This window comes from Arthrobacter sunyaminii (genome assembly GCF_018866305.1).
GTDB lineage: Bacteria > Actinomycetota > Actinomycetes > Actinomycetales > Micrococcaceae > Arthrobacter_B > Arthrobacter_B sunyaminii.
In genome coordinates this window covers 694,864-709,013 of the sequence record NZ_CP076456.1, presented here as the reverse complement: position 1 = coordinate 709,013, position 14,150 = coordinate 694,864, and the positions used below count along the sequence as shown (strand labels likewise).

Genomic DNA, 14,150 nt, shown 5'->3' with positions numbered 1-14,150 from the left:
CTCCGTGTGGAACGGTGTGGATGGATGTCCAGCCAGAGTAGGCGCAGTGTGCCGCCGCCGAAAGAGCTTCGTCCTTTCCGAAACGGCCACGGCAGGACAAAACGGCGACCGTCTCCCGAAGGAGACCGCCGCCGTCGTCCTGAAGCTGCGGCGCCTAGCGCGCACTCTTCCGCCGGCTGAACCCGAACGCCACGGCCAGCAGCAGCACCAGGCCCTTGATGATCTGCTGCCAGGCGGCGTCCACGGACAGGATGGACAGGCCCTGGTTCAGCACGCCCATCACCAGGCCGCCGATCACCGCGCCGATCACGGTGCCCACACCGCCCTGCACCGACGCACCGCCGATGAACACGGCGGCAATGGCATCCAGCTCGTAGCCGCCGCCGGCCGAGGCCACCGCTCCCCCGGCCCGCGCGGTGCTCACCACGCCGGCCAGCCCGGCCAGGAAACCCATGTTCACGAAAATGAAGAAGTTCACCCACTGTGTCTTCACGCCGGACATCATGGCCGCATTCAGGTTCCCGCCCATCGCGTAGATGTGACGGCCAAACACGGTGCGGGTCAGCAGGAAGGAGTACGCCAGCACCAGCACGGCCAGGATGATCAGGATGATAGGTGTGCCGCGGTTGTAGGCCAGCAGATAGCACAGGTACATGATGGCCACCACGGCCACGCCGATCTTGAACCAGAAGGACGGGGCCTGCTCGCGGGGCAGTCCGAGCCGCTGCAGATCCCGGCGGCTCTTGAGCTGCTGCGCAATCACCGCAATGGACGCCACCGCGCCGATGCCCAGCGTGATCAGGTCCGGGGTTCCGGTGGTGGGAAGGGTGCCGGAGCCGATCGCGATATACGGGCGCGGCAGGCCGCTGACGGTTCCGCCGGACAGCAGCACCAGGGCCACGCCGCGGAAGATCAACATCCCGGCCAGGGTCACAATAAACGCCGGTATCCCCACAAACGCCACCCAGAAACCCTGCCAGGCTCCGATCAGGGCGCCGACGGCGAGGGCCAGGACAACCGCGCCCCACCAGGGCAGGCCCCAGTCGTTCATGGACAGCGCCGCCACGCCGCCAACCACGGCCACCACGGATCCGACGGAAAGATCGATATGCCCGGCAATGATCACCATGACCATGCCGATGGCCAGGATCAGCACATACGCGTTCTGCTGGATCAGGTTGGACACGTTGCCGGGATAGAGCAGGCGTCCCTCGGTGAGGATCTGGAACAGCACAATGATGACGACGAGCGCGGCGAGGATCCCGTACTGCCGCAGGTCCACCCGGATCCGCCGCTTCGAGGTCTTGGGGTTCGGCGGGAGCGGGGCCTTCGCCTGTTCTGGAGTAGTGGTGGTCACGAGGCTTGTGCTCCTTGGTTCCGGGCGGCGGTCATATGGCGCATCAGTTCTTCCTGGGTGGCTTCGGCGCGGGGCACCTCGGCCGTGAGCCTGCCTTCGGCGATCGTGTAGATGCGGTCGGCAAGCCCGATCAGCTCGGGCAGCTCGCTGGAAATCACAATGACGGCTTTGCCCTGTGCCGCCATCTCGTTGATGATTCCGTAGATTTCAAACTTGGCGCCGACGTCGATCCCACGTGTCGGCTCGTCGAGGATCAGGACGTCGGGACCGGAATAGATCCACTTGCTGAGCACGACTTTCTGCTGGTTGCCGCCGGACAGGTTCCCCACCAGGGAGGAAACATTCGGTGTCTTGATGTTCATCCGCTGGCGGTAGTCATCGGCCACCCCGTACTCGCGGTTACGGTCGATGATCCCCAGCTTTGCCAGCTTGCGCAGCGCCGCGGCGGACACGTTGACGGTGACGCTGCCAATGAGGTTCAGCCCGTACCGTTTGCGGTCCTCGCTGACGTACGCCAGGCCGTTGCGGATGGCCTCCCCCACCGTGCGGGTCTGTATTTCGGTTCCGTCCTTATACACGCGGCCGGAAATTCCGGAACCCCAGGAACGGCCGAAAATGCTCATCGCCAGTTCGGTGCGGCCGGCCCCCATCAGCCCGGCAAAACCCACAATTTCTCCGGCGTGGACGTTGAAGGAGGCGGATTCGACGACGACGCGGTCCGTGTCCACGGGGTGGTGCACCGTCCAGTCCTCGACCCGGAATTTCTCCGCGCCGATGTCCGGCTCCCGGTCCGGAAACTGGCTGTCCAGCGGACGGCCCACCATGGCCCGGATGATGCGGGTTTCAATCTCGTCGGTGTCCTCGACCGGAAACGTGTCGATGGTTTGTCCGTCGCGGATGACCGTGACGATGTCCGCAATGGCCCGGATCTCGTTGAGCTTGTGGGAAATGATGATCGAGGTGATGCCCTGTTCGCGGAGCTGGTTAATCAGCCCCAGCAGGTGCGCGGAGTCGCCGTCGTTCAGTGCCGCCGTCGGCTCATCCAGGATCAGGATTTTTACTTCCTTGGACAGGGCCTTGGCGATTTCCACCAGCTGCTGCTTGCCCACGCCGAGCTCGAGAATTTTGGTGGCCGGGCTTTCGTCCAGCCCCACGCGCTCCAGCAGAGCCGCGGCCCGCAGGTTGGTTTGGTTCCAGTCGATCACGCCGCCGCGGGAGACTTCGTTGCCCAGGAAGATGTTTTCCGCAATGGACAGGAATGGGCTGAGCGCCAGCTCCTGGTGAATGATCACGATCCCGTCCCGCTCGCTGTCATTGATCGTTGAATAGGACACCGGCGAGTCCTCCAGCGTGATGGTGCCCTCGAAACTGCCGTGCGGATACACGCCGCTGAGCACCTTCATGAGGGTGGACTTGCCGGCTCCGTTTTCGCCGCAGATGGCGTGCACCCCGCCGCGCTCAATATCCACCGAAACGCCGTCGAGCGCTTTGATGCCGTTGAACTCCTTCACAATGCCGTCCATGGAGAGGATGACGTCATTCATGCCGTTCTCATTTCGCTGCAGAAGTGGAGAACCGGGAGCGGGACGCGGACCGGCCGCGCCCCGCTCCCGGTCAATGTCCGGGGCTGTTTAGAGCCCAACCTCATCCGCAGAGACAAAGCCGGAGTCCACCAGCGTTCCCTGCACGTCATCCTTGACCACTACCTGCGGCTCCAGGATGTAGGTGGGAACCACCTTCACCTCGTTGTCGTAGGTCTCGGTGTCGTTCACTTCCGGATCCTCTCCGGCCACGAGGGAGGCGATCATGGCGTCCACCTGGGCGCCCAGTTCACGGGTGTCCTTCCAGACGGTCATGGCCTGCTGGTCGTTGAGCAGCGCCTTGATGTTGGCGGCGTCGGCGTCCTGTCCGGTGATCAGCGGCCAGTCGGTGCCGGGCGTGTAGCCGGCGGCCAGGAGCGAGGATTCAATGCCCAGCGCCAGGCTGTCATTAGGCGAGAGCACGACGTCGACCTTGTCACCGCCGGTGTAGAAGGACTGCAGGCGGTTGTCCATTTCCGACTGGGCATCCGCTGACTTCCAGCCCAGAATGCCGATGGAGGTCCAGCCGGCGTTGTCCGCCGGCGACTTGCCCGAGGGCACCACCAGCTGGCCGCTTTCCACGTAGGGCAGCAGCACGTCCCAGGCGCCGGAGAAGAAGAAGGAGGCGTTGTTGTCATCCGGGCTGCCGGCGAAGGGCTCCAGGTTGTACGGGCCCTCGCCGTTGGCCAGGCCCAGTTCTTCCTCGATGAACTCCCCCTGCAGCTGGCCCACCTGGTAATTGTCGAAGGTGGCGTAGTAGTCCACGGCGTCGGTGCCGTTGATCAGGCGGTCATAGGCGATGACGGTGACGTCCTGGTCCTTGGCGCTTTCCAGGGTCGGGCCAAGGGTTTTGCCGTCGATGGCCGCCACCACGAGGATCTTGGCACCGCCGGCCACCTGGTTCTGGATCTGGCTGATCTGCTGATCGGTCTTGTCTTCTGCGTACTGCAGGTCAACGGTGCAGCCCCTGGCTTTGAGTTTTTCCTCCAGCCCCTCGCCGTCGTTGATCCAGCGTTCCAGGCTGCGCGTGGGCATGGAGATCCCCACGTTGCATTCGGTGGCATCCCCGTCTTCCGAGGCATTGTTGGACCCGGCAGGAGCGCAGGCAGACATGCCGGCTGCTAGTCCGATGGCTAGAAAGAGGGTCGAAAGGTGCTTCATTCGAGTCATTGTTGAGCCTTTGAAAAAGGATCCGGCCCCGCGGGGTTGGCATGGCGCCGCGGGGTTGGCATGGCGCCGCGGGCAGCGGCGGAAGGCCCCCTCATGTGCCGCAGGACTGGATCGGACGGATACAACGCTGTAGCGCCCCGTGACCAAAGCAACCGTCACCTGTTTGCGGGCTGAGCCAACAATTCCACTCCGACCGCATCTGGACAAGGGATTTTGGAATGTTTATGCGAACGCAACATCCTGCTTGCCGCGGCTGGAGTAACAGACCGCAGCCACACGACGACGTGTCCGGTCATGCTCGTCGAAGCCCGGTGCAGCACATACTTTTCGGCGGTTGCTCCCTGCAGAATGTGGGACCTCATCGACGAGCGCCTCACCACGCTCGAGGGCACTCCCCGCGGCAGCGCACTGGAGCGCCAGGTGGACAGCATCCTTGCCGGGCGGGCTTCCGTCCCGGAGGACGTTGCCAAGCTGGTGTCGTTCCTTTCCGGCCCTGATTCGGATCATATGACCGGAGTACTGATTCGACGGCGGAATCAATTTCGCTTAGCCGGCGTCCGTAACCCGAATTCCGGGGAAGCGAGCCTCAGGGCACGCTTCCCCGGAAAGGGCGTGATTTAGTCCCCGTTCTGGGACACCTACTTCGCCGTGGGCTGCCCTCGCACGGCAGACCACTGCTCGCCCACTGCGGCATCAGCCAGCGGTTCCCAGCCGTTGTCCGCCAGCAGGGAAGCTACGGTGTCCCGGTTGAGGTCGCGCTCCCCATTTTCCGCCGCGGCCGAGGGATAGCAGACCCACAGCACCCCGCCGGGTTCCACGGCAGCCGCGGCACCGGACAGGTCATGCGCCAGATCAGCTGCGGTGCCCGCAAACAGCACGACGACGTCGGCAGGGTTCCGCGAACCGGATTCGGCCAAGTACGCCTGGGCGGGCAGGAACGGGGCGACCTCCGGACGGTCCTGCGCGCCGTAGACCGTGACACGGCTCTCCGGTGAAACACCGAAGATCTGGGCGGTAGTTGAATCGGATGACATGTGGTGAAGCTCCATTCCAGGGCGTGAGACTGTGTTGGTACCTGATGCCCGGCTAGCACGCCGCCTGCCGGATTCTCCATTCTTTCAGGTCCGCAGCCACGGTCTGCACCCCTGCGCAAAGCAGCCAGAATGTGCTGTTTCGCCATTGTCACCGCTGACCAGTAATCTCAAAGAGACAATTCAATAGTTGGGGAAAACCTTGCAACACGCCATCCGCGGAGACCACTCCTCCGCGTTTCCAAGTCCGGGTCTTCCGGCAGCCAGGAAACCGTCCGTTTGGGACCGTTTCCCTTCTCTCGAAAAGCACCTTCGATGATCGGCCGTACGAAGGTTCTCGCAGGCGCCGCAGCCGTGCTGGTCGCCGGTACCACCATCGCCGTCGCGTCCACGGGCAATGCCGACGAAGGCACTGTCATCCGGGTTATCGACGGGGACACCCTCGTAGTGGACTTCGACGATCAGGAACTGACCGTCCGTCTGCTGAACGTGGACACCCCGGAAACTAAAGACCCCAACAAGCCGGTGGAATGCCTGGGTCCCGAGGCGACCGATTTCCTGACCGAGGCTCTGCCGCAAGGCAGCACGGTGACACTCGCATTCGACGTCGAGCGCGAAGACCGTTACGGTCGCACCCTGGCCGCCGTGTACGACGGCGAGGGTCTCCTCATCAACGCCGAAGTTGCCCGCCGCGGGCTGGGCGTACCGGTGACGTACGAGCCGAATGCCAAGTTCCGTCCGCCGGTGGACGAGGCGTATCAGGAAGCGCAGGAGCAGCAGGCCGGGCTCTTCGCCGAGGATGTTGAGTGCACCATTCCGGCAATGGTCGCGGCTCTTGAAGGCACCGCGGCTCAGGCCGCCGAGGAGGGAGCGGGTTCGACGGCGGCATCCGCTGCCGCTGCTGCCGCCGCCGTGTACGCACTGGTCAAAACCGTTGACGAGGGTTTCGATGCCTTCGAGTCCGGCGCCAAGGCCGGAAAATCGATCATCTGGACCGCGCTCTCATCAGCACAGCGGACCGAATTGCAGGCACGGGTCTCCGCCGCACGGAGCACGGTGTACGAACGCCACGGCGAACTGACAACCCTGCAGTCGGAACGTCAGGCAGCCGAGGACGAAGTGATCCGCAAAGCTGCCGAGGCGAAGGCAGAAGCCGAGCGGGTGGCCGCCCAAGCGGAGGCTGAGCGTGTTGCTGCCGCCCAGGCCGAAACGGACCGGATCGCAGCGGAGGCCGAAGCCAGCCGCGCGGCCGCTGCCCAGGCCGAAGCGGACCGGCGGGCAGCAGCTGTTCCTCCCGCGCCGACTTATGACCCGCCTCCCGTGCAGACCTACAACCCACCTCCTGCGCAGAGCAATAATCCGCCCGGATACACCGGTCCGCGTTGCTACGCACCCGGCGGCAAGTCCTGGCGTCCCTGCTAACCAGAAACGCCGCGTTAAATCGGAAACAATGCCTTGCAGCTGAAGCCCGGGACCAACGTCCCGGACTTCAGCTGTATTGGCGCTGTCGTCGCATTCAGCCCACCAGCGGCGAAAGCACTTCCACCCGGTTGTTGAACGGATCCAGGCAGTGGAACCGCTCGTAGCCCTCGAAAGTGTGCCGTTCTTCCCAGGACACATCGAACCCCGCCGACTCAATCCGGGCACCGAGGACTTCAAGTTCCCCGGGTGACGCCATAACCAGTGCCGGGTGAGCTTTCTTGGCGGGAACAAACGGCGTATCGACGCCCAGATGGATTTCGGCGACCACGGTCTCGCCTTCGAAGGCGCGGAACCAGCACCCGCCGCGTCCGGCCAGGGAAGCAGGCTTGGGCACCTCGGTCATACCAAGCGCGTCTCCGTAGAAGCTGCGCGCCTGCTCTTCCCCGCCCTTGGGTATCGAGATCTGCACATGGTGTAGCCGCATTGTTTCCCCCCGAGTGATGTGTTGTACGCCGTCGCACCGGAACTGGCCACGCCGGACAAGGTCATCATGGCATAAGGGACACCGTGGGTGCAGCGGCCAACAGCTCAGCCGAGTTCGAGTCCGTGCTCGGCAAGGGCCCGCTCAATAAGGTCCAGCGCCTTTGGCCCCAGACCATGCAGAGCCGCCAACTCCTTGCGCGGAACCCCGGCCAGGCTCCGGAGCGATGAATATCCTGCAGCATCCAGCGCCCTGGTTGCAGGGGCCCCGACCTGGGGAAGGGCATTTAGTGGTGTTGTCATCACCGCCCACGCCTCCTGAATTTCTCGCGGCCGTGTCCATTCCAAAGTCTGGGTCGACGAACCGGATCGGTCAACCCACGGGGGCTTCGCGGAGGACTGGACTGAACTGGACCTGGGCCCGACTAACGGGTTGACTGTTTCCCATGCCTCTTACCGGTGAATATGCCCCCAGTGCCAGCAAGCGAGCCCGCGAACAGGCGGAGCTGATCGAAAGTTCCGGCGGAACCGAGGGCACCACCCTCGGCGGCCGGCCAGTGGTTCTCCTGACCACCGTCGGCGCCAAGTCGGGGAAGCTGCGGAAAACGCCGCTGATGCGGGTGGAGCACGACGGCGACTACGCCGTCGTCGCTTCCCAGGGCGGCGCACCCAAACATCCCGTCTGGTACTTCAACCTCCTGGCCAATCCGCATGTGGAACTGCAGGACGGCCCGCAGAAGTGGGACATGCGGGCCCGAGAAATTACGGGAGAGGAAAAGGCGCTGTGGTGGGAACGGGCCGTGGCGGCCTATCCCCCGTATGCGGATTACCAGGCGAAAACGGACCGTGAAATCCCGGTGTTCGTCCTGGAGCGGATGGACTAGCTCTTTACCCACGGAAATAACGACGGCGGACCCCACGTGGGCTCCGCCGTCGTCGTCATTCGGCTGCCGTTTTGGGTTTCCGCTGCCGTTTTGTGTTTCTGCTGCCGATGCGCAGTGGCAGCAAGAACCCAAAACGGTCGAATTTATCCAAAACGGAGGGGCTCACCCGGCCCCAGCCGCAGGAAGCTCACGGGACCAATACGACGCTTCCGCACACCCCGCCGGACTCCAGCCGCCGCATCGCCTCGGCGACGTCGGCCAGCCGATACCGGCTGTCGATGCGCGGCACGACCTCGCCCGCCTCGATCAGGGCGGAAATACGCTCAAGATCTTTATGGTTCTCCCGGCACATCAGCCCCGTCAGCCGGCGGTTGCCGAAAAGCGACAGGACCGCACCGGCGGCCTGCCGCTCGAAGATGGACCCGGTCAGCCGGCTGCCTCCCTCCCCGCCGGCAAGCACTGCCGTGCCGCCGGGCGCCAGCGCGCGGCGCAGGCGGACCGGGGACGGATTGCCGCCGAGGTCGATAATCGCGTCGAACCGGGGCCCGGCGGCTGCAAAATCCTCCCGTGCATAGTCAATAATCCCCGCGGCACCAAGCGACCGGACAAACTCCGCCTTGCCGGCACTGCACGCCCCGACCACCTCCGCCCCGGCTGCCCGGGCCATCTGCACTGCAAAACTGCCGACCCCGCCGGCCGCTCCCAACACCAGGACCTTCATCCCCGCGGCCACCCCGGCGGCGTCCAGTGCCTGCAATGCAGTCAGTCCTGCCACCGGAACCACTGCCGCCTGCTCGAAGTCCAGGCCAACGGGCTTGAGCGCCACCTTGCCCTCTGGTGCAGCGGAGAAGCCGGCAAAGGAGCCCCGCCCGATTCCATACGCCTCATCCCCGACACGGAAACGAGTGACGGCGGCACCGACGGCGGCCACCGTGCCGGCGAGATTGTGGCCCATCACCGGCTGCCGCGGCCGGCGCAACCCGACGGCCGCGCGGAGCAGATACGGTTTGCCAGTCATCATGTGCCAGGTTCCACGAGCCAGTCCGGCGGCACGCACCTGCACCAACACCTCTGTGTCCTCCAAGTGAGGAAGCGGGTGCTCGGACAGGCGCAGGACCTCCGGGCCGCCGTAACCTGTCTGCAGCACGGCGGGTGCTGCAACCGGCAGGCCGGCGAGCGGCGGAACTGCTGGCGAAACGGCCGACGATGAAACGGACGGAGCGGACGGAGCGGCGTTAGGGGTGGTGCGTGACGTGCGGGACATGGCGGTTCCTTTCGCGGAACTTCTGAAACACATCAGCCTTACTTTGTAAGATGGACCGTACCTTACAAAGTAAGGCAGCGGTAGACTGCCCGCAATGACTTCCACAAACGCTTCCGCCCACCCCCGTCAGCCCCTGACCCGCGAACGGGTTCTGCAGACGGCCGCCCGTATTGCCGACGACGGCGGACTAGGCTCGCTGACCATGCGCTCCCTGGCCACGGAACTGTCGGTGCAGCCGATGTCGCTCTACCATCACGTGGCCAACAAGGAAGACATCCTGGACGGGCTGATCGACTTGGTTTTTGACGAGGTGCAGGTGCCCTCCGAAACGCCCGGCGGATGGCGTGCGGCCATGGAGGCCCGCGCCCACGGCATGCGGACCGCACTGTCCCGCCACCCGTGGGCGGTGGGCCTGATGGAGACGCGCACGAAGCCGGGCGCCGCCAACCTGCGCCACCACGATGCCACACTGGGCGTGCTGCGCCGGGCGGGTTTCTCGCTGGACGCGGCCGGTCACGCCTATGCCCTGCTGGACAGCTACATCTACGGTTTCGCACTGCAGGAGGCCGGCCTGCCGGTCGGCGTCCCCGACGCAGATCCGCAGATCGTGAAGGCCATGGCCCGCGCCATTCCGGCCGACAAGTTGCCCTACCTGGCGGAGATGGCGATGGACCGCGCCATGCAGCCGGACTACAGCTTCGGTGCGGAGTTCGGAGTGGGGCTTCGCATCATTCTCGATGGTCTTGCCGGCCTGCTGGTGCAATAGTGAACCCGATTTCCACACCCGCTATGTCGAGGAAAACGCGTCGCTGGTCGTACTGCTCCGGGCCGGCCGGCGGGCGGAGGCAGCCGAGGCGCTGCGCGGCTACCTCGACGCCGCCGAGGCGGATGCTGGGACATCTGGCGCCCTAACCGGACGCCGAACTACGGCTTATTGATTCCCCCTGGCGCGGCTCACACCAGGTACGAACTGTCCCGTGCGTCTGTAATAAGCATGTGCCCGGGAGCCTGTCCGATGGCCAGCCACGGCTTTGATTCCATGACAGCGGCCTGCGGGGTTACCCCGCAGGCCCAGAACACGGGTACCTCTCCTGCCGCAATCTCCACCGGATCACCGAAGTCCGGATGGTCCAGATCAGCGATGCCCAGCTCCGCAGGGCTTCCCACATGCACCGGAGCCCCGTGCACAGCGGGATAGCGGGAGGTGATCCGAACGGCGTCGGCCACCTGCGAGGCGGGAATCGGCCGCATTGACACCACCAGGGGACCGCTGATGCTCCCGGCCGGCCGGCACCGGATGGAGGTCCGGTACATGGGCGCGTTGGTGCCCTGGTCGATGTGTGCGATGCGGATGCCGCCCTCCTGCAGCGCTGCTTCAAAGGTAAAGCTGCAGCCCACAATGAAGGTCACCAGGTCAGTGCGCCAGTACCCGGAGATATCCGTCGGCTCTGCGACCACTTCACCGTCCACATACACCGTGTACCGGGGCAGGTCCGTCCGGATGTCCCCCTCGGCCAGCAGCGGCCCGGAAGTCTGGCCGGCGTCGAACACTCCCAAAATGGGACAGGGTTTCGGGTTCCGCTGGGCAAAAAGCAACATATCGAAGGCCTGGGTCTTGGGCACAATGATCAGGTTCGCCTGCGCATAGCCGGCGGCCCAGCCTGCCGTTGGCGTGACCATGCCGCTGCGAAAGAGCATGCGTGCTTCGATCGGCGACATTGTTGCGGTAGCGACGGCGTCGGAAAGCAGGTGCCTCGGCCCGAATTCAGAGTTCATGGAGATCCTTTCGACACCAGCGGTACAGCGGTTCCCAGCCCAAAAGGATGTGCAAGTGCTGCCGGACCCTGCCGCTTACCGTTCTGAGCCTGCAGCACTCCGCCCGTAGGTGGGTTCAGCAAACCCGCCTACCGGCCCCGGCACCACAAACTTCCGTTTCGGCACTGCGGCGCGGGACCGTACGGTTCCCACGGCCCGGCTCATCGCCGTCCGGACGGCGGGTCCATGACCGGGCAGCAGCAGCGAAGCATCCAGCTTCCCCAACTGTGACAGCGAGCGGCGCGCACCGGTTTCGTCGGAATGGAACATCGGATCAAGCATCTGCGGGCCCCGGCGCCGGCTGATGGCGTGGCCGGTGATCAGAGCATCACCCGTGACGGCAGCATGCGCCGCCGGCAGGTAAAAAGCCGTGTGTCCGGGTGTGTGGCCCGGGGTGGGGACTGCTGCGGGGGATCCCGGCAGCGCTGCCAGTTCGCCGTCGTCGGCCCACGCCGCTGCCGTCAGCACCGCCACCCGGGAGGCGCCGCCGGACGCCAGGACGTGCCAGGACCAGTGCAGCACCGAGGGCTGCCAGGCCCGGCTGAGAATACGCCGCACCGAGACCTGATCCCGGTCCTCCCCCAGCAGATACGGGAGCTCGGGCACGCTGCACAGAACGGGAATGCCGAATGCCGCGGCGAAGTGGCCGGCAGTGCCCGCGTGGTCGATGTGCGCGTGCGTGATGAGGACGGCGGATGCATCGGCCGGGTCCAGGCCGGCCTCAGAAATCGAAGCCAGCACCAGCGGCAGGTCGCCGGGATAGCCGCCGTCGATCAGGGTGAACTCCGGCCCGCGGCGCAGGATGACCCAGTTGGACGCCGGTCCCTCCACAAAAAAGACGTCAGGGGCGGGTTCGCTCAGTGAATACCCCGGGCGTCTCTGTCCACCGTGCATGCCGACACCTCCTGTATAGAGGTATAGCCCGGCTTCCGGCGGGCTGCAACAGCTTAGCTCCTAGTCGGCCGAGGATTCGTAGAAGTCCCAGGCGCTGATCGTCTCGGGCACCGCCAGCGTATGCTCGGCGCGCGGGATGACCGACTGCAGCGAGCTGAGCTTCGTTCCGGGCCGTCCGTGGCGTGCCAGAATCATCGAGCCGAGCATGAACATGTCGGCAACGGGAGCGTAAACCGCCACTCCCTGAACCACGAACGGGCCGCCCAGGGCGTCAAACACTGCGGTCACCACGTCCCCGTGCCGGACGCGGCCCAGCAGCAGGTCAGCGGCCCCGTCCTCGGAAAGGCCTGCGGTGAGGACGGCAACAAAGGCAGCATCCTCGTCCTGCAGAACCGTCAGGGAATGGATGTCCCGCTCGGGTTTGCCGTTGTTTTCGATGCTGCGGTGGCCGAGCATCCGCACTCCGAGCACCGGGGATTTGAAGGCGGTGCCGGAGACCCGGAATACCCCGTAATGCTCACTCTTGAAAGTGGCAGCGGCGAGCTCGGCCGGCCCCATCCGGGCCAGGACTGCACCCATGCCCTTTACATCGCGGCGCTTGGGCAGCGCCGGCGGGGCATCGGCCAGGGACAGCGGCTCGTAGGCGGAGGGCAGCAGCGCGGCGGCTGCGGCAGCCTCCGCCGCAGCCGCCGGATCAGCGTCCAGCAGCTGCCAGAACGCCGCTTCACCGATGATCTCCAGGGCTTGGCCCTTGGCGCGCAGGTCCTGGGCTTTTTGAACGGAGCGGCTGACGACGGCGCCGGGCCGCAGCATCTCTGCGTCCCAGTTCCCCACCACCAGCAGCGTGGTGGTGCGCGTTGGGGCATGGTTGTTCAGCGCCCCGCCGTGTGCCAGGACCAGCTGCTGCAGGACCGGGCGTTCCACGGAAAAGTCACCGGTGAAGGACACCATGTGTCCGTTCATTTTGGCGGAGAGCTCGGTCACCGGTTCGGCGAGGGCCAGAGCGGTGCGCGGCGCGAACCGCTGTGCCCGGCCTGCCCCCGAAGTTGCGGCGGCAGCCTGGTTTGAACCGGCTGAGGCCCCTCTGGATCCCGCCGGGGTCCTGGACCCGCACAGCGCCAGCACGGCATCGATGTCCGCCAGTTCTTCCCTGCCTGCCAGGGCGATGGTGATATTGGCGCAGGCCTCGGCATCGGCCAGCCCGTCGTGGTGCTGGAAAGCTCCGAAACCCAGTGCCGCATGAACGGTGGGCAGCTTGTGATTCTCCAGTGCCAGCAGGCTCTGCGCCAGTTTCACCGAGCAGCCGGAGCGATACGGTGTTGATACGATTCCGGCCGTCTCGCTGGTTTTGCGGAAAACGTCAAGGTCAAAGGCTGCGTTGTGGGCGATCACTGCGTCGTCGGCGATGAACGCGGCAATCTCGGAATGGACCTGGGCCCAGGTGGGTGCACCGGCCACCATGGCTTCAGTAATGCCGTGGACGTCGATATTGCGCTGCTGGAATCCTCCGCCGTCGGTGGGCCTCAGGAGCCAATGCCCCCGCTCCACAATCTGTCCGCTGCGAACCTTCACCATGCCCAGGGCACAGGCCGAGGCCCGCGATCCGTTGGCTGTTTCAAAGTCGATCGCGGTGAAGTTCAGTGTCATGTTGTGTGGAGGTCCTTGGGGTTTCCGGCCGAACTCAGCCGGGGCATCGAAACCGCGAGCGGCGGCCCTCTACTTTACCTTTCCTCCGGGAATTCAAACGCCCCGCAGACGGTTGTGCCGGCATGACCTCAACAGACCCCGCTCCGTCGTCTCCGGCTCCTCCCGTCCGCCAGCTGCGCCTCGTGATCGCCGCTGAGGACTATGCAGCGGCCCTGGCCTTTTACCGTGACACGCTGGGCATGCCGCAGCAGGAGGCCTACTCGGGCGGTGACGGCGCCGAGGTCACCATCCTCGACGCGGGACGGGCCACCCTGGAGATCGCCAACGCCTCCCAGGTCCGCATGATCGACCGGGTGGAAGCCAACGGCAAGCCAAGCCTGAAGCTGCGGGTGGCCTTCGAGGTCGACGACGCACGGAGCGCCACCGCGGCGGCGGTCGACGGCGGTGCCCAGCTGGTGGCCGAACCGCGGGAAACCCCGTGGCGGTCGCTGAACTCCCGGCTCAACGCACCGGAGGGGCTTCAACTGACGCTCTTCGAGGAACTGGCGTAAGGCGCCGATGGCACTGGATTTACAACCAGTTTTGTAAGGTGGACAAGTGACCGCC

15 protein-coding genes are annotated in these 14,150 nt (G+C 65.3%); 5 read left to right on the top strand and 10 right to left on the bottom strand.

What is annotated here, in order from left to right; all coding sequences use genetic code 11:
- Positions 1 to 154: 154 nt before the first annotated feature.
- The 3 genes from mmsB to chvE all read right to left on the bottom strand — a co-directional run bounded on the left by mmsB (position 155) and on the right by chvE (position 4,098).
- On the bottom strand, positions 155 to 1,357 hold the full coding sequence (gene mmsB / locus KG104_RS03200) for a multiple monosaccharide ABC transporter permease (RefSeq protein ID WP_207347227.1): 1,203 nt from the start codon (positions 1,355 to 1,357) through the stop codon (positions 155 to 157).
- The gene (gene mmsA, locus KG104_RS03195; protein ID WP_207347226.1) at positions 1,354 to 2,901 is read right to left on the bottom strand and encodes a multiple monosaccharide ABC transporter ATP-binding protein; all 1,548 of its coding nucleotides are present in this window, start codon (positions 2,899 to 2,901) and stop codon (positions 1,354 to 1,356) included. The genes mmsB and mmsA overlap by 4 nt, the downstream gene beginning before the upstream one ends.
- 87 nt (positions 2,902 to 2,988) lie before the next feature.
- On the bottom strand, positions 2,989 to 4,098 hold the full coding sequence (chvE, locus tag KG104_RS03190) for a multiple monosaccharide ABC transporter substrate-binding protein (protein ID WP_181032333.1): 1,110 nt from the start codon (positions 4,096 to 4,098) through the stop codon (positions 2,989 to 2,991).
- 303 nt (positions 4,099 to 4,401) lie between these two features.
- On the opposite strand from chvE, the gene KG104_RS03185 reads away from it, so the two are divergent.
- Positions 4,402 to 4,728: a Rossmann-fold NAD(P)-binding domain-containing protein gene (locus KG104_RS03185; RefSeq protein ID WP_207347225.1), complete on the top strand. Its 327-nt coding sequence runs from the start codon at positions 4,402 to 4,404 to the stop codon at positions 4,726 to 4,728.
- Between the two features lie 17 nt (positions 4,729 to 4,745).
- Here KG104_RS03185 and KG104_RS03180 read toward each other — a convergent pair whose 3' ends face one another.
- The gene (locus KG104_RS03180; RefSeq protein WP_104054920.1) at positions 4,746 to 5,141 is read right to left on the bottom strand and encodes a hypothetical protein; all 396 of its coding nucleotides are present in this window, start codon (positions 5,139 to 5,141) and stop codon (positions 4,746 to 4,748) included.
- Positions 5,142 to 5,453: 312 nt separating this feature from the next.
- Here KG104_RS03180 and KG104_RS03175 point away from each other — a divergent pair, with 312 nt between their 5' ends.
- Positions 5,454 to 6,560, top strand: a complete 1,107-nt coding sequence (locus KG104_RS03175; RefSeq protein WP_207347224.1) for a thermonuclease family protein — start codon at positions 5,454 to 5,456, stop codon at positions 6,558 to 6,560.
- Positions 6,561 to 6,654: 94 nt separating this feature from the next.
- On the opposite strand, the gene KG104_RS03170 is transcribed toward KG104_RS03175, so the two are convergent.
- On the bottom strand, positions 6,655 to 7,029 hold the full coding sequence (locus KG104_RS03170; RefSeq protein WP_307858983.1) for a VOC family protein: 375 nt from the start codon (positions 7,027 to 7,029) through the stop codon (positions 6,655 to 6,657).
- A gap of 119 nt (positions 7,030 to 7,148) precedes the next feature.
- Positions 7,149 to 7,343 carry a helix-hairpin-helix domain-containing protein gene (locus KG104_RS03165; protein WP_104161482.1) on the bottom strand — a complete coding sequence of 65 codons (195 nt, stop codon included), beginning with the start codon at positions 7,341 to 7,343 and terminating at the stop codon, positions 7,149 to 7,151.
- Between the two features lie 143 nt (positions 7,344 to 7,486).
- Between KG104_RS03165 and KG104_RS03160 the strand changes: the two genes are divergently transcribed.
- On the top strand, positions 7,487 to 7,924 hold the full coding sequence (locus KG104_RS03160; RefSeq protein WP_104054916.1) for a nitroreductase family deazaflavin-dependent oxidoreductase: 438 nt from the start codon (positions 7,487 to 7,489) through the stop codon (positions 7,922 to 7,924).
- Between the two features lie 187 nt (positions 7,925 to 8,111).
- Here KG104_RS03160 and KG104_RS03155 read toward each other — a convergent pair whose 3' ends face one another.
- Complete coding sequence (locus KG104_RS03155; RefSeq protein WP_207347222.1) at positions 8,112 to 9,188, bottom strand: NAD(P)-dependent alcohol dehydrogenase; 1,077 nt, start codon at positions 9,186 to 9,188, stop codon at positions 8,112 to 8,114.
- A 94-nt stretch (positions 9,189 to 9,282) separates the two neighbouring features.
- On the opposite strand from KG104_RS03155, the gene KG104_RS03150 reads away from it, so the two are divergent.
- The gene (locus tag KG104_RS03150; protein ID WP_104161479.1) at positions 9,283 to 9,954 is read left to right on the top strand and encodes a TetR/AcrR family transcriptional regulator; all 672 of its coding nucleotides are present in this window, start codon (positions 9,283 to 9,285) and stop codon (positions 9,952 to 9,954) included.
- Positions 9,955 to 10,142: 188 nt separating this feature from the next.
- On the opposite strand, the gene KG104_RS03145 is transcribed toward KG104_RS03150, so the two are convergent.
- The 3 genes from KG104_RS03145 to KG104_RS03135 form a co-directional block, all read right to left on the bottom strand.
- Positions 10,143 to 10,964 carry a putative hydro-lyase gene (locus KG104_RS03145; RefSeq protein WP_207347221.1) on the bottom strand — a complete coding sequence of 274 codons (822 nt, stop codon included), beginning with the start codon at positions 10,962 to 10,964 and terminating at the stop codon, positions 10,143 to 10,145.
- Between the two features lie 75 nt (positions 10,965 to 11,039).
- Positions 11,040 to 11,897: an MBL fold metallo-hydrolase gene (locus KG104_RS03140; RefSeq protein WP_207347220.1), complete on the bottom strand. Its 858-nt coding sequence runs from the start codon at positions 11,895 to 11,897 to the stop codon at positions 11,040 to 11,042.
- Positions 11,898 to 11,957: 60 nt separating this feature from the next.
- Positions 11,958 to 13,544 (bottom strand): exonuclease domain-containing protein, encoded by a 1,587-nt coding sequence (locus tag KG104_RS03135; protein ID WP_207347219.1) that lies wholly within the window; start codon positions 13,542 to 13,544, stop codon positions 11,958 to 11,960.
- A 122-nt stretch (positions 13,545 to 13,666) separates the two neighbouring features.
- On the opposite strand from KG104_RS03135, the gene KG104_RS03130 reads away from it, so the two are divergent.
- Entirely contained in the window at positions 13,667 to 14,095 is a 429-nt protein-coding gene (locus KG104_RS03130) for a VOC family protein (protein WP_207347218.1), read from the top strand.
- Positions 14,096 to 14,150: the final 55 nt, after the last annotated feature.

Excerpts from the sequence above, each read along its gene's own strand:
- mmsA (WP_207347226.1), bottom strand. The coding sequence starts at position 2,901 with ATGAATGACGTCATCCTCTCCATGGACGGCATTGTGAAGGAGTTCAAC.
- chvE (WP_181032333.1), bottom strand. The coding sequence starts at position 4,098 with ATGAAGCACCTTTCGACCCTCTTTCTAGCCATCGGACTAGCAGCCGGC.
- KG104_RS03185 (WP_207347225.1), top strand. The coding sequence starts at position 4,402 with ATGCTCGTCGAAGCCCGGTGCAGCACATACTTTTCGGCGGTTGCTCCC.
- KG104_RS03180 (WP_104054920.1), bottom strand. The coding sequence starts at position 5,141 with ATGTCATCCGATTCAACTACCGCCCAGATCTTCGGTGTTTCACCGGAG.
- KG104_RS03175 (WP_207347224.1), top strand. The coding sequence starts at position 5,454 with ATGATCGGCCGTACGAAGGTTCTCGCAGGCGCCGCAGCCGTGCTGGTC.
- KG104_RS03165 (WP_104161482.1), bottom strand. The coding sequence starts at position 7,343 with ATGACAACACCACTAAATGCCCTTCCCCAGGTCGGGGCCCCTGCAACC.
- KG104_RS03160 (WP_104054916.1), top strand. The coding sequence starts at position 7,487 with ATGCCTCTTACCGGTGAATATGCCCCCAGTGCCAGCAAGCGAGCCCGC.
- KG104_RS03155 (WP_207347222.1), bottom strand. The coding sequence starts at position 9,188 with ATGTCCCGCACGTCACGCACCACCCCTAACGCCGCTCCGTCCGCTCCG.
- KG104_RS03150 (WP_104161479.1), top strand. The coding sequence starts at position 9,283 with ATGACTTCCACAAACGCTTCCGCCCACCCCCGTCAGCCCCTGACCCGC.
- KG104_RS03145 (WP_207347221.1), bottom strand. The coding sequence starts at position 10,964 with ATGAACTCTGAATTCGGGCCGAGGCACCTGCTTTCCGACGCCGTCGCT.
- KG104_RS03140 (WP_207347220.1), bottom strand. The coding sequence starts at position 11,897 with ATGCACGGTGGACAGAGACGCCCGGGGTATTCACTGAGCGAACCCGCC.
- KG104_RS03135 (WP_207347219.1), bottom strand. The coding sequence starts at position 13,544 with ATGACACTGAACTTCACCGCGATCGACTTTGAAACAGCCAACGGATCG.
- KG104_RS03130 (WP_207347218.1), top strand. The coding sequence starts at position 13,667 with ATGACCTCAACAGACCCCGCTCCGTCGTCTCCGGCTCCTCCCGTCCGC.